The organism is Corallococcus sp. NCSPR001 (assembly GCF_017309135.1).
In the GTDB taxonomy this organism is placed as follows: domain Bacteria; phylum Myxococcota; class Myxococcia; order Myxococcales; family Myxococcaceae; genus Corallococcus.
In genome coordinates this window covers 5733255-5749245 of the sequence record NZ_JAFIMS010000002.1, presented here as the reverse complement: position 1 = coordinate 5749245, position 15991 = coordinate 5733255, and the positions used below count along the sequence as shown (strand labels likewise).

The 15991-nt window shown below is 71.5% G+C and carries 1 protein-coding gene (running past one end of the window); it reads right to left on the bottom strand.

Going from position 1 to position 15991, the window contains the following annotated elements; translation table 11 throughout:
- A protein-coding gene (locus JYJ93_RS24935; protein WP_206795320.1) for a non-ribosomal peptide synthase/polyketide synthase crosses the window boundary here: on the bottom strand, nucleotides 1-15991 show its 5' portion. 15956 nt of this gene lie to the left of the window's left edge; only the first 15991 of its 31947 coding nucleotides appear in the window; the start codon lies at nucleotides 15989-15991; the stop codon falls past the left edge of the window.

Below are 15991 nucleotides of genomic sequence, written 5' to 3'. Positions count from 1 at the left end.
CGTCGCGTCCAACGAAGTCCACGCCCAGGCGCTGACGCCAGAGCGTGGCGATGCGGACCTCCACGTCACCGCGCGGCGCGTCCTCACGGCCCCCTGGAACCGGGAGGGCAGGGCGGGCAGAGGACTCCACGGGCGGATGCGCCACCGCCGCGCTCGTGCTCACGGGCGAAGCGGAGGACAGACCGGACTTGTCGGCGTGAGGGCTCGTGGGGAGGGGGAGCGTCTCAGGGGACGCGATCACTTCGGGCGCGGGCGTGGCGCCCGTCTCCGTGGTCGCACCGTCCTGCCCGCGAGGCTCCACCCAGCAGCGCTTGCGCAGGAACCTGTACGTCGGCAGGTGCACGCGGCGGCGCTGCTCGTGGGCGTAGAACGCGGTCCAGTCCACCTCCAGGCCCTGCGTCCACAATTCACCCACGCACTGGAGCAACCCCGACTGCTCCGTCGTCGCACCACCTCGCCGCAGCGAGGCGAGCGCCTTCACTCGCTCCCGATCTTCGCCCAGGCACGCGCGAATCAGCGGGGTGAGGTCCTGGCCGGGCCCCACCTCCAGCAGCACGCTGCACCCTTCTTCCAACAAGGCCCCCACCGCGTCCGTGAAGCGCACGGGCTGCCGCATCTGCGTGGCCCAGTACTCCGGTGCGGACAGCTCGCCCGGACGCGCCAGCGCGCCCGTGAGGCTGGAGACGTACCGCACGGAAGGCTCGTTCCGCTGGAGCGCCCCCACCGCACGCGCCAGCTCCGCCATCACCGGCTCCACGTCCGCCGAGTGGAACGCATGTCCTGACGGCATGCGCACCGCGCCCGCCTTGCGCTGTTGCAACACCGCCTGGAGACGCTCCACCTCGTCGACAGGCCCGGAGACCACGCACCGGTCCGGCGCGTTGATCGCCGCGAGCGTCAGCCGTCCAGACAGCAGCGGCTGCACCTCCGCTGCCGGCAGCGCCACGCCGAGCATCGCGCCCGGAGGCAACCGGTGCATCAGCTCCCCTCGGACCACGGCGAGCCGCAGGGCATCCGGCAGCGAGAGCACGCCCGCGACGCAGGCGGCGGCGTACTCACCGAAGCTGTGCCCCAACACAGCGTGCGGAGCGATGCCCCACGCCTGCCACAGCCGAGCCAACGCCACCTGCACCGTGAACAGTGCCGGGAGCGCCACCCGGGTGTCGGAGAGCATCGCGGACGCCTCCTGGTCCGCTCCCGGACGCAGCAGCGCTTCCACCCGCGAACGCAGCGGCGCATCCAGCAGCGCCAGGCACGCATCCACCTGCGCGCGGAACGCCGGCACGGTCGCATCCAGCTCCCGGCCCATGCCCACCTGCTGCGAACCCTGACCGGAGAAGACGAACGCCACCCGCTTGCGCCGCGCCCCCTCCACGTCCTTCAGGCGCGAAGGCGTAGCCGGCTTGCGAAGCTGCTTCGCCAGGTCCGCCGCGTCCCGGGCGACCACCACGCGCCGGTACTCGAAGGCCCGGCGCCCCACCGCCTGCGTGTACGCGGCATCCGCGAACGCTCCTCCATCCTCCGAGACCTCCACGGAGAACCGCGCCGACAACGCCTCCAGCGACTCCGGCGAGCGCGCCGACAGCACGCGCAGCGCCAACTGCTTCGCCGCCGCCTCCAGGGCCTCCGGCGAACGCGCGGACAGGACCTGATCCGCCAGCTTCAACGACGCGGCCTCCAGTGCCTCCGGAGACCGGTCCGCCAGCACGTGCGACGCCAGCGCCAGTGCCCCCGCCTCCATCGACTCCGGCGAGCGCGCCGACAGCACGAACAGTTGATGCGAGCGCGTCGTGGGCCCGCTCCGCACCGTGGGTGCTTCCTCCAGCACGGCGTGCGCATTCGTCCCGCCCACGCCAAACGAGCTCACCGCCGCGCGCCGGGGCGTCTTCCCCCGAGGCCAGGGCCGCAGGCGCGTGTTGACGAAGAACGGCCCCGCGTCGAAGTCGATCCGCGGGTTCGGCGACTCGAAGTGGAGGCTGGGGGGAATCTCCTCCTCGCGCAGCGACAGCGCGACCTTGATGAGCCCCGCGAGCCCCGCCACCGTGTCCAGGTGGCCCACGTTCGTCTTGAGCGACGCCAGCGGGATGGTGCCCCGGTGCTCGGGCCCCAGGCCGTAGGCGCGCTGGAGCGCCGCGACCTCGATGGGGTCTCCCAGCGGAGTCGCCGTCCCGTGTGCCTCCACGTAGCCGATGTCCGTCGCCGCCACGCCAGAACGGCGCAGCGCCTGGGTGATGACGGTCGCCTGTCCCTGCACACTCGGCGCCGTGAAGCCGGACTTGTCGCGCCCGTCGTTGTTGACGGCGGTGGCTCGGATGACGGCGTGGATGGGGTCGCCGTCGCGGACCGCGTCCTCCAGCCGCTTGAGCACCACGGCCGCCACGCCGCTGCCGGAGACGGTGCCCTTGCCCTTCGCATCGAAGGCGCGGCAGTGGCCGTCCGGGGAGTAGATCATCCCCTCCTGGTGCACATAGCCGGTGCGCTGCGGCACCGACAGCCGCGTCGCGCCCGCGAGCGCCACGTCCGACAGGCCGGACAACAGGTTCTGACACGCGACGTGCACGGCCACGAGCCCCGTGGAGCACGCCGTGTACACGAGCATGCTCTCACCGGTGAGCCCCAGCTTGTAGGACACCTTCGTCGGCAGGCTCTGGTAGGTCGCCGTGCCGTACAGCTCGAAGAACGCCGCCGAGTCCAACGGCAGGTGCCGCTGCACCTCATTCGCGTAGCCGGACTCATTCGCGCCCGCGAAGAGGGAGATGACGCCCGAGAAGCGCGCGGGGTCGAGGCCCGCGTCCTCCAGCGCCGCCCACGCGCACTGGAGGAACATCCGCTGCTGCGGGTCGGTCCACTGCGCCTCGCGCAGGGACATGTCGAAGAACGCGGGATCGAACTGGTCGATGTCCGCGAGCACACCCTGCGCGGGCACGAACCCCGGATGCTGGGTCAGCGACACGCCCGGAGGCAGGCCGGGCATCGGCTCCAGCTCCTCCGGAGTGAAGCGGGAGATGGACTCCACGCCTTCACGCAGGTTGCGCCAGAACTCCTCCACCGACGCCGCGCCAGGGAAGCGCCCGGACATGCCGATGATGGCGATGGCGTTCGACGGCAACGCCTCCGCCGTCTTGACGGCAGTGGCCTCGGAGCTGGAAGGCACGGACGCGGGGACCGAAGCGGGCAGGGGATTCCTGGGCACGGCGATGGATGCGGAGTGGTCAGGCATGACGGGCCCGACCGGTGATGCGGCGTCCGCGTCCGGGACGGAGACCGGCGAGGGTGCAAGGCCCTGCCGCACGGAGTGCCCCTCTCGCTCCAGCCGCCGGGCCAGCCCGTGTACCGTCGGGTGTTCGAACAGCCAGACCACGGGCACGTCGCGCTGGAGCGCCTCATGCAACCGGCTGGCGACGCGGACCACGGTGAGCGATGTGCCGCCCAGGTCCTCGAAGAAGTGGTCGTGGACGCCGACGCTCCGGGCGCCCAACTCCCGCGCCCAGATGGCGGCGAGCTGTTCCTCCAGCGGATCCGCGGGCTCCACGAACCGCCCCTTGCGAGCACTCGCCGCGACGTCCGGCGCGGGCAGGGACTGTCGGTCCAGCTTGCCCGTGGCGGTGAGCGGCAGCACGGGCAGTGGGACGAACGCGGCCGGGACCATGTACTCGGGCAGCCGCTGTCGCAGGTGTTCGCGCAGCGCCTGGACGTCCAGCGCTCCGGCTACCACGTAGGCCACGAGCCGCTTGTCGCCGGGCACGTCCTCGCGCACGAGCACGGCAGCATCGGTGAGCGCGGGCCAGTCCCGGAGCGCGGCTTCGACCTCGGACAGCTCGATGCGGTAGCCGCGCACCTTCACCTGGGTGTCGATGCGGCCCAGGAACTCCAGGCTCCCGTCCGCGCGCCAGCGCACCCGGTCCCCCGTGCGGTACACGCGCTCACCGGGAGTGGCGGCGAAGGGGTGGGGGATGAAGCGCTCGGCGGTGAGGTCCGGGCGCGAGAGGTAGCCCCGCGCGAGCCCGTCCCCGCCGATGAGCAGCTCCCCCGGAACGCCCACGGGCACCGGCCGCAGCGAGCCATCCACCACGAACGTCCTCGTGTTCGGCAGCGGAGGCCCGATGGGAATCGACTCGGCCGGGACGTCCTCGGGCCGCTCCATGCGGAGGCAGCAGGTGAAGACGGTGGCCTCGGTGGGGCCGTAGCCGTTGACCACCGGGAGGCCCAGCGTCTCCACCACGCGGCGCGTGTGCGAGGGGGACAGGACGTCCCCGCCCACGAAGAGCTGCCGCAGTCCGCGCAGCACCTCCCGCTTCACGTCCACCACCTGCGCGAACAACCCCGCGGACAGGTAGAGCGACGTGACGCCATGGCGGCGGATGATCTGGCCCAGCAGCTCCAGGTCCGTGGGAGGCCGCGGCGGGAAGACCACGAGCCTGCCGCCGGACAGCAGCGGCGCCCACAGCTCCAACGTCGACGCGTCGAAGGACAGCGGCGCCATCAGCAGGAACGTCTCGTCTGGAGTGAAGCGGGCCCAGGGGGCACCGTGCAACAGCCGCAGCACGCCCCGGTGCTCCACGGCGACGCCCTTGGGGCGGCCGGTGCTGCCGGAGGTGAAGTCCACATACGCGAGGTTCCGCGAGGAGAGCGCCACGTCCGGAGCCGTGGAGGGCTGCTCCTCCAGCCGCGTCTCCTCCACGAAGACGCACGGCACGTCCTCCGCGACCGGCAGAGAGGCCCGCAGCGCGCGGGTGGTAACGAGCAGCCGGGGCGGCGCGTCCTCCAGCATGAGGGCCAGGCGTCGCGCCGGGTATGCGGCATCCAGGGGGACGTACGCCCCGCCCGCCTTGAGGATGGCCAGGAGCGTGACGACGAGCTCCACGGAGCGCTCCAGGCACACCGCGACCAGCGCATCCGGCCCCACGCCCTGCGAGCGCAGCACCCAGGCCAGCGCATTCGCCCGGGCATCCAGCCGCGAATACGTCAGCCGCGCATCCCCCGATTCCAGCGCGATGGCCTCCGGACGCTGCGCGACCTGGAGCGCGAACCGTCCCACGAGGTTCGACTCACGCGGGTAGTCCACGCCGGTGGCGTTCCACGCCGTGAGCACCTGATGGCGCTCCTCGGGCGTGATCCATTCCACCTGGGCCAGGGGAACGTCCGGAGCGGCGACGACGGCGTCCAGCAACGTGCGCAGGTGGCCGGCCAGCCGCTCCACCGTGGGGCGCTCGAAGAGGTCCGTGCTGTATTCGATGACGCCGCGCAGGCCGTCCGGCGCCTCGTGCAGGAGCAGCCCCAGGTCGAAGCGGGCCGTGGCGTTGTCCACCGGCACGGGCCGCAGCGTGAGCCCCGGTGCCTTCAGCTCCCCGGTGGGCGCGTTCTGGAGCGCGAAGACCGCCTGCACCAATGGGTTGCGGCTCAGGTCGCGAGCCACGTGCAGCTCCTCCACCAGCTTCTCGAACGGCAGGTCCTGGTGCTCGAAGGAGGCGAGCGCCGTGGCCCGCACCTGGGAGAGCAGCGCCCGGAACGAGTCCCCCGGACGCACGCGCCCACGCAGCACCAGCGTGTTCACGAAGAAGCCAACCAGCCCCTCCAGCTCCGCGCGGTCGCGGCCCGCGATGGGCGAGCCCACCAGCAGCTCCTCCTGCCGCGAGTATCGCGATAGCAACACCTGCCACACCGCGAGCAGCGCCATGTACGGCGTCGCGCCTTCCGAGCGGCCCAGCGCCACCAGCCGCTTCACTCCCTCGGACGGGAGGTGCACGGGGAGCAGCGCCCCCTTCGTGGACTGGAGCGGCGGACGCGCCTTGTCCGTGGGCAGCTCCAGCACCTGGGGAGCCCCGGCGAGGTGCTGCTTCCACCACGACACCTCCCGCGCCAGCACGTCACCCTGGAGCCAGGAGCGCTGCCACACGGCGAAGTCCGCGGGCTGCACCGGCAGCGCCGGCAACGCGGGTGTCCGGCCAGAAGCGAAGGCTTCATAGGCAGCGGCCACCTCGCGGACGAGCACGCCCAGCGCCCAGCCATCGGAGACGATGTGGTGCATGCACAGGAGCAACAGGTGCTCCCGAGCGTCCAGGCGGAGCAGCCGTGTGCGAAGCACTGGTCCCCGGCCCAGGTCGAAGGGCAGCGCGGCTTCCTCCTGGGAGCGCCGCTGGGCCTCGGCCTCGCGGGACTCCGGGGGCAGGGTGGTCAGGTCGGTGACCGGCAGCTCCCACGCACCCGCCGGGTGCACGTGCTGGACGGGCTGTCCCTCCTTCATCGCGAACGTGGTGCGCAGGGCCTCATGCCGGGAGACGACGAGCTCCAGGGCGCGGCGCAGCGCCACCACGTCCAGCGCGCCGTCCATCCGCAGCGCGGTGGCGAGGGTGTAGTGGCTGCCGCCCGGGCGGAGTTGCTCCACCACCCACAGCCGCTGCTGCGCGTAGGACACCGGCAGTTCCCTATCCCGCGACGTGGCGACGAGGGCCGGGATGCGCGGTCCCTCCACGCGCGAGAGGAGCGACGCCTCCACCCGCTCCGTGAGCCGGGCGACGGTGGGCGCATCGAACAGGGCGCGCAGTGGCAGCTCCACGCCGAAGGTCGCACGCAGCCGGGAGACGAGCTGCGTGGCCAGCAGCGAATGGCCTCCGATGACGAAGAAGTCGTCGTGCAGCCCCACCGAATCCAGACGGAGCAGCTCCTGGAACAGCGTGGCGATGCGCTGCTGGAAGAGCGTCATCCGCTCCGGAGCCACGGGGCCGGCCGCGACCGAGCGCGCATCCGGAGCGGGCAGCGCCCTGCGGTCCACCTTGCCCACGGGCGTCAGCGGCAGTGCGTCCAGCGACACGAACGCGGAGGGCACCAGCGGCGCTGGCAACCGTTCGGAGACGAAGGCACGCAGCGCCGCTGCCTCCACCGGCGCGCCCGGCACGAACCACGCCACGAGGCGATCCCCGATGACTCCCGCCACCGCGGCCTTCACCGACGGGTGCTGCCGGAGGATGGACTCCACCTCGCTCAGTTCGATGCGGAAGCCGCGCAGCTTCACCTGCGTGTCCATGCGGCCCAGGAAGTCCAACGTCCCGTCCGCGAGCCAGCGCACCCGGTCTCCCGTGCGGTACAGCCGCGCACCGGGCACGTCTCCGAACGGTGAAGGCACGAAGCGCTCCGCCGTCAGCGCGGGGCGCCCCAGGTAGCCCCGGGCCAGACCGTCACCGCCCAGGTACAGCTCGCCTGCGACGCCCACAGGCACGGGCTGTCCGTGCGCATCCAGCACGTACGTCTGGACGCGCGTCATCGGCCGGCCGATGGGCACCGACGTCGCGTGCTCCGGAAGGTCCACGATGTCGTGCGTGGTGACGCCCACGGTCGTCTCCGTGGGGCCATACAGGTTCACCAGCCGTCCCGGAGGCCCCGCGCGCAGCACCGCGCGCGCCGCATCCACGTTCGCGGCCTCACCGGCGTAGAGGACCGTACGCATTGTGGCGAAGGCATCCGGGACTTCACGCGCCACGGTGTGGAAGAGGGCCGTGGCGAACAGGGCCGTGGTGGCGCCCACCTCGCGCAGCGTGCGAGCCAGTTCCTCCGGAGCCAGCGTCACTTCACGCGGCAGGATGACGAGCCGCGCGCCATTGAGCAGCGCGCCCCAGACCTCGAAGGTGGCCAGGTCGAACGAAGGCGTGCCCGCCTGCACCACGCAGTCGTCCGGCCCGAGCTGGACGTAGTTCGTGTCCCGCACCAGATGCACGATGGACTGGTGCGTGATGCCCACGCCCTTGGGCGTACCCGTGGATCCGGACGTGTAGAGCACGTAGGCCAGTTGCTCCGGCCGCACGGTGACGTCCACGGAAGCAGGCGCCGGTTCCTCCGCGTCCGGCGCAAGGATCACCGTGGGCAGGGAGTGCTCGGGAAGGGCGCTCAGCAGAGATCGCTGGCCCACCACCGCGGCGATGCCCGCGTCCTTGAACATGAACGCGAGGCGGGAGCGCGGATAGGCAGGGTCCATGGGCACGTAGCAGCCGCCCGCCTCCAGGATGCCGACCATCCCCACCACCAGCTCCAGCCCTCGCTCCACGCACAGCGCGACCCGAGCCTCTGGAGGGAGCCCGAACGCGCGCAGGCGCCGGGCCAGCCGCCGTGCCCGCTCCGCCAACGCCGCGTAGGTGAGCACCTGTCCTTCGTGCTGGACCGCGACAGCGTCCGGAGCACGGAGCACCTGGGCCGCGAACAGCTCCGGCACGGTGTGGGGCGCGAGCGGACGCTGCGTGGCGTTCCAATCCACGAGCACGCGCTGGCGCTCCTCGCCGTCGAGCAGCGAGTGCTCCCGCACGGGCGCATCCGGCCGGGCCGTGAGCGCGCCGAGCAGCACCTGGAAGTGCGCCATCATCCGGGCGATGGTTGCGGGGTCGAAGAGGTCGGTGCTGAAGTTCAGGTCGCCGCTGAACGCGCCGTCCCGCTCCTGGAGGCTGAAGTCCAGGTCGAACTTCGCGGTGGTGAGCTCCCCGCCGCGCAGCTCCAGGCGAAGGCCGGGAAGGTCCAGCGCGCCCACAGGAGCGTTCTGGAAGGTGAACGCCACCTGGAACAGCGGAGACCGGCTCAGGTCCCGAGCCCCCTGCATGCCCTCCACCAGCTTCTCGAAGGGCAGGTCCTGGTGCGCGTACGCCGCGAGCGTCGTGGCGCGCACCTGGGCGAGCAGCGCCCGGAACGACGCGCGCGGGTCGATGCGCGCACGCAGCACCAGCGTGTTGACGAAGAAGCCGATGAGCCCCTCGGTCTCCGCGCGGTTGCGGTTGGCGATGGCGGAGCCCACGAGCACATCGTCCTGGCCTGAGTAGCGCGACAACAGCAGCTGGAAACCCGCGAGCAGCACCATGAACGGCGTGGCGCCTTCACGGGCCGCCAGGGCCTTCACCGCTTCGGACACGCCCGGAGACAGCGCCACGGGAAGCGACGCCCCCCGGAACGACTGCGAAGCGGGACGAGGCCGGTCGGTGGGCAACTCCAGCGCGGTGGGCGCGCCGTCGAGCTCCCGCCGCCACCACTCCAGCTCCGCCTGGAGCACGCCTCCCTGGAGCCACGAGCGCTGCCAGAGGGCGAAGTCCGCGTACTGGATGGGCAGGGGAGACAGCGCTGGCGACTGACCGGAAGCGAAGGCCCGATAGAGTGCGCCCAGCTCGCGAGCGAAGACGCCAATGGACCAACCATCGGAGACGATGTGGTGCAGCGTGAGCAGCAACCAGTGACGCCGTGAATCCAGCCGCAGCAACACGGCGCGCACGAGCGGCCCGGTGCCCAGGTTGAAGGGCCGCGAAGCCTCGGAAGCGGCGTGACGGTGGGCCTCCGCTTCACAGTGGTCCTTGGAGAGGGACTCCAGTGAAACGACGGACAGCGTGAGTGCCGCTTCGTCATGGAGCCGCTGGACCGGCGAATCCCCATCGAACACGAACGTGGTGCGCAGGACTTCATGCCGGTGCACCAGGGCCTGGAGGGACTGCTCCAACGCGGAGGCATCCAGCGCGCCATCGAGCACCAGGATGCCGGGCACGTTGTAGAAGGCGCTGCCGGGCTGGAGTTGATCCAGGAACCACAACCGCTGCTGCGCGTAGGACAGCGGCACGGGACCGGAGCGCGGCATGGCCACGAGCGGCGGAGTCCCCGGCCGGGAGTCCTCCCGAGAGCGAAGGGCCGCCACACGGACCGCGAGCGTCTCCACCGTGGGCGCGGCGAAGAGGTCGCCCAGGGGTAGCTCCACGCCCAGCGTCGAGCGCAGGCGCGACACCACCTGCGTGGCCAGCAGGGAGTGGCCGCCCAGGTCGAAGAAGTCATCGTGGATGCCCACGCGAGGAACGTGCAGCACCTCCGCGAAGAGCGCGGCGATCTGATCCTCCATCGCGTCACGAGGCGCGACGTACGTGTCCGCCAATGCCGAGGGAGCCTCGGGAGCGGGAAGGGCGGAGCGGTCCAGCTTTCCGTTGGCGTTGAGCGGCAGTGCGCCCAGCACCACCAAGGCGCCGGGGATGAGGTAGTCGGGAAGCCGCTGCTGAAGCTCCGAGCGCAGGGCCCTGCCGTCCAGCGCCTCCCCGACGACGTAGGCTACCAGTCGCTTGTCCCCGGCGACGTCCTCGCGCACCACGGCCACGGCTTCGTGCACGCCCGGCATTCCGCGCAGGGCCGCTTCGACCTCGCCCGGTTCGATGCGGAAGCCGCGCAGCTTCACCTGGAAGTCGGTGCGCCCCAGGAAATCCAACGTGCCGTCCGCGCGCCAGCGCGTCCTGTCGCCGGTGCGGTAGAGCCGTGCCCCCGGTGTCGTGCTGAACGGGTGCGGCACGAAGCGCTCGGCGGTGAGGGCGGGCTGGTGGAGATAGCCCCACGCCAGTCCCTCGCCGCCGACGTACAGCTCCCCGGGCATGCCTGGGGGGACGGGCCGCATCGCCGGATCCAGCACGTAGGCGGTGGAGTGAGGCAGCGGACGCCCGATGGGGACCGCGGCCTCCACGGCGTCGCCCGCGTGCATCCGGTGCGTGGCGGAGAAGGTGGTGTTCTCGGTGGGCCCGTAGCCGTTGATCAACACCGTGCCCGGGCGCATCCGCGCCAGGTGCTCCCGCACTCGGGACGCCGGGAGCACGTCGCCTCCCGCCAGCACCTGCGCCACGGAAGCCAGGGCCTCTGGATGGTGCACGGCCATCTGTTCGAACAGGGCGGCCGTGAGCCACAGCGTGGTGACACGCTGCTCTGTCAGCACCTCCGCGATGCGCGCGAGGGACAGCTCCCCCGGAGGCGCGAGCACCAGCCGGGCTCCATGCAGCAACGCGCCCCAGATCTCGAGCGTCGAAGCATCGAACGCGGCCGGCGCGAGTTGGAGGACCACCTCCTCCGGGCCGAAGCGCATGAAGCCGGTGTCCACCACCAGCCGCGACACGGCACGGTGCGGAACGCAGACGCCCTTGGGCGTCCCGGTGGAGCCCGAGGTGAAGAGGACATAGGCGAGCCGGTCGCCTGTCGTGAGCGCCTCCGGCGGCGCTGTCTCCGGACGTGAAGCCAGCCGGGACGCCTCCACGTCCAGCAGCACCAGCGGCGTCATCAACGACGGCAGCTCATCCGCGAGCGACTCCAGCGTGATGACCATCCCCGCCCCGGACTGCTCCAGCAGGAGCGACCAGCGCTCGGGCGGAGCATTCAGGTCGATGGGCACATAGGCCGCGCCGCTCTTGAGCACCGCCAGCAGCGAGACGATGAGGTCCGGCGAACGCGGCAATAGGACGGCCACGCGGCTGCCCTCGGAGATGCCCGAGGCGCGAAGGTGGTGGGCGAGCTGGTTCGCCCGCGCATCGAGCCGTGCATAGGTCAGGCTCCCGGACTCGGACACGAGCGCCACCGCGTCCGGCGCACGAGCGACCTGCTCCGCGAAGCGAGCCGGGATGGACCGCGAGGAGAAGTCCCGGACGGCGGAGACGCCGCTCCAGTCCTCCAGCACCTGACGCCGTGCCTCGGTGGGCATCAGCGGCAGCCGCGCCACCGGGACCTCCAGCTGTCCGGGAAGCGCTTCCAGCACCGAGGCGTAGCCCTGCATCAACGCCTGGAGGAAGGCCGGGTCGAAGAGATCGGTGTTGTAGTGGAGGCTGCCGGTGAACCCGTCCGGTGATTCCTCCAGGATGAGGCTGAAGTCGTACTTCGACGGCGTGAAGGGAGGCGGCAGCTCACGCAGCGTGAGGTCCGGCAGCCGCCACTCCGCGGTGGGTGCGTTCTGGAGGGTGAGGGTGACCTGGAAGAACGGCGTGTGGCTCGGGTCCCGTTCGGGCTGGAGCTCCTCCACCAGCTTCTCGAAGGGGACCTCCTGGTGTTCGAAGGCGCCGAGCGTCGTGGCGCGCACCTGGGCGAGCAGCGTCCGGAACGAAGCGCGCGGATCGATGCGCGCACGCAGCACCAGCGTGTTGACGAAGAAGCCGATGAGCCCCTCCGTCTCCGAACGGGTGCGGCCCGCGACCGGAGCGCCCACGCTGACGTCGTCCTGCCCGGCGTATCGGGACAGCAGCAGTTGGTACGCGGCCAGCAGCACCATGAAGGGAGTGGCACCCGTCTGCTTGGCCACGGCATGCACGCCGTCCGTCAGCTTCCGGGCCAGCCGCACCGCGAGCGAGTCCCCCGAGAACGTCTGTACCGCCGGGCGCGGCCGGTCCGTGGGCAGCATCAACAGCGGAGGCGCACCCGCGAGCTGCTCCCGCCACCATGCAAGCTGCGAGGTGAGCACGTCTCCCTGAAGCCAGGAGCGCTGCCACGCGGCGAAGTCGGCGTACTGGATGGGAAGTGGCGGCAGCGAAGGCCGCTGGCCGGAAGCGAAGGCGTGATAGAGGGCCACCAGCTCGCGCACGAGCACCCCCGTGGACCAGCCGTCCGAAGTGATGTGATGCGTGAGGACGAGCAGCACGTGCCGCGTCTCCTCCAGCCGCACGAGCACCGCGCGGAAGAGCGGGCCCCGCGCCAGGTCGAAGGGCCGCTGCGCCTCCTCGGCAACGAAGTCCCGCAGCCGGGAGTCATCCAGGTTCACGAGTTCGAACGGGCAGGGCGCCGGGGGCGCGATGCGCTGAACCGGCCCGTGGGCTCCAGCGGCGAACGTGGTGCGCAGTACTTCATGGCGTTCGACCAGCGCATCCATGGCCTGCCGCAGCGCGGGAACATGGAGCGCGCCTTCGAGCAGGACGGTCCCGGGCAGGTTGTACGCAACGCCACCGGGCTGAAGCTGCTCCAGGAACCACAGGCGCTGCTGCGCGAAGGACAGGGCCAGCTCACCCTCCCGGCTCACGGGCCGCAACGGCGGCGCACCGGGTCCATCACTCCGGATCCGCGCCTCGTCCAGCGCCGAGGCCAGCGCCGCGAGCGTGGACGCCTTGAAGACCGCACGCAGCGGCAGCTCCACCCGCAACGTTGAGCGGATGCGCGAAAGGAGCTGCGTGGCGAGCAGCGAATGCCCTCCCAGCGCGAAGAAGTCATCGTGCATGCCCACGCGCTCGACGCGCAGCAGCTCCGCCCAGAGCGAAGCCAGCCGCTCTTCCGTGGGCGTGCGCGGCGCGACGTACTCCGGCGCCACCGCCGAGGCGACCTCGGGCACGGGCAGCGCCCTGCGGTCGACCTTGCCACTGGACGTCAGGGGCAGGGCCTCCATCGAGACGAAGGCACCGGGCACCATGTACTCAGGGAGCTTTTCGGAGAGGAACGTCCGAAGGGCCTCCGTCCCCGGTACATCCGGCCTGCCGACGAGATACGCCACCAACCGCGTGTCGCTCGCCGTCACGCCCGCGAGCGCCACGACGACGGCCTGCCGCACGGCCGGGTGCTGCTCCAGCGCGGATTCAATCTCTCCCAGTTCGATGCGAAGCCCGCGCACCTTCACCTGGAAGTCGGTTCGGCCCAGGTACTCGATGGCGCCATCGGGCAGCCACCTCGCGAGGTCCCCCGTGCGGTACAGCCGGGCCCCGGGCGTGTCGCTGTACGCGTCCGGGATGAAGCGCTCCGCGGTCAGGTCCGGGCGGCCCAGATACCCTCGGCCCACCTGCACGCCCCCGATGAACAGCTCACCGGGAACACCCTGGGGCACCGGCCGCAGCGACGCGTCCAGCAGCCGGATCGCCGTATTCGCCACCGGATGGCCGATGGGCACGGAGCGCCCCAGCGCGCCTCGGACGCACTCGTACGCGGTGACCTCCACCGCGGCCTCGGTGGGGCCATAGAGGTTGTGCAGCCGGGCATGGGGCAGCCGTGTCAGGCACCGTTCGGCCAGCTCCAGCGGCAGCGCTTCACCGCTGCACACCACCTGGCGCAGCGACGTGCACTGCTCCAGGCCGGGCGTTTCCAGGAACGCCTGGAGCATGGACGGCACGAAGTGCGTGACGGTGACGCGCTCCCGCGCGATGAGGTCCGCCAGATAGTCCGGCTCCTGGTGTCCTCCGGGCCGGGCCACCACCAGCCGCGCGCCCACCATCAGCGGCCAGAAGAACTCCCACACGGACACGTCGAAGCTGAACGGCGTCTTCTGCAACACCGCGTCGCCCGGCGACAGCGGCAGCGTCCCCAGCATCCACTGGAGCCGGTTGACGATGCCCGCGTGCGCGTTCATCGCGCCCTTCGGCCGCCCCGTGCTGCCGGAGGTGAAGATGACGTACGCCAGCGCGTCCTCGGAGGCCACCGGAGGTGGCGCGCCGGATGGCTGCCGGGCCACCTCCGCCCACTGCGAATCCAGGCGGAGCACCGGCACGGAGGTCCCCTCCGGCAGCCGCGCCATCAGCCGCTCCTGGATGAGCACCACGGCGGGCCGGGCATCCTCGAACATCCACGTGAGCCGCCGCGCGGGCAGGGACGGATCCAGCGGTACATAGGCCCCTCCCGCCTTCAACGTCGCGAGCAGCGCCACCACCAGCTCCAGCGACCGCTCCAGCATCAACCCGACGCGGACCTCCGGCCCTACGCCCACGGAGCGCAGGTGCCACGCGAGCTGGTTGGCCTGGGCATCCAGCTGCGCATAGGTGAGCGCCGTCTCTCCGAAAGTGACAGCCACCGCGTCCGGCGTGCGAGCCACCTGCGCTTCCACCAACTCATGCAGCAGCCCCCCGCGAGGAAACGCCACCCGGGGCCCGCGCCACGCATGAAGCACGCGCTGCCGCTCGGCCGCATCCAGGAGGGACAGCTCCGACAGGCGTGCATCCGGCCGGGAGACAGCGTCCTCCAGCAGGACGCGCAGGTGCCCCATCAGCCGCACCATCGTGGCCTCATCGAAGAGGGCGATGCGGTACTCGGCGGTGAGGCGCACGCCGTCCGCCTGTTCGAAGGCGAAGAGGGTGAGGTCGAACTGCGCGAAGCCGCTGTCCACCAATTGCGCGTCCAGCGACAGCCCGGGCAGGCGCACGGCCGGGAGGGGCGTGTTCTGAAGGACGAACATCACCTGGAAGAACGGCGGCACGTCCAGGTGGCGCGGAGGCTGGAGCACCTCCACCAGCTTCTCGAAGGGCACGTCCTGGTGCGCGAAGGCCTCCACCGACGTCGCCTGCACGCGGCCCATGAGCGCGCGGAACGATGGATCCCCCGCGAGCGACGTGCGCAGCGCGAGCGTGTTGACGAACAACCCGACCAGCGGCTCCAGCTCCGCGCGCGAGCGTCCGGCGACGGGCGTTCCGACCGTGAGGTCGTCCTGCCCGGAGTAGCGCAGGAGCAACACGTTGAAGCCCGCGAGCAACACCGTGAAGAGGGTGGTGCCCTCCCGCGCCGCCAGGGCCGCGAGCCGCTGGAGCAATGCGGCGGGGAGCATCGCGGACACCGTCGCGCCCCGGCTGTCCGCCCCTCCCGCGCGAGGCCGATCCGTGGGCAGCGACAGGAACGCCCGCGCATCCAGTCGCGAGCGCCACATGTCGAGCGACGCCTCCAGCGCCTCGCCCTTCAACGCCTCCCGCTGCCATACGGAGAAGTCCGCGTACTGCAACGCCAGCGCGGGCAGCTCCGGCGTTCCGCCAGATGCCAGGGCCTCGTAGAGGACGCCCAGTTCGTGCACCAGCAGGCCCATGGACCAGCCGTCGGACACGGTGTGGTGCAGCGCGAGCAGCAACAGGTGCTCGGTGGGGGAGACGGCGAAGAGCACGGCGCGCAGCAGCGGCCCGTGCTCCAGGTCGAACGGCGCGCGGGCCTCTTCGTGCAATTTGCGCCAGGCCTCCGCGGCGTCCGCCACGGGCACCACGGGCAGGGGCACCTCCAGCTCCGGCGCGATGCGCTGCCATGGCCTTCCGTCCTGTTCCACGAAGGTGGTGCGCAGCACCGCGTGGCGGCGCACCACTTCGTTCAGGCTCCCCGCCAGCGACGGCACATCGAGCAGGCCCTCCAGGCGCACCGAAAAGAGCAGGTTCAATCCCGCCTGCCCGGGCGCCAGCCGCTCCTGGAACCACATGCGCTCCTGGCCGAACGACGCCGGGACCCGGGACGTAGGGCGGCGCTTCTCGCGCAGCAGTTCCGCCAGACGCGCGCGCTTCTGCTCAGGGGTGGAAGCCAT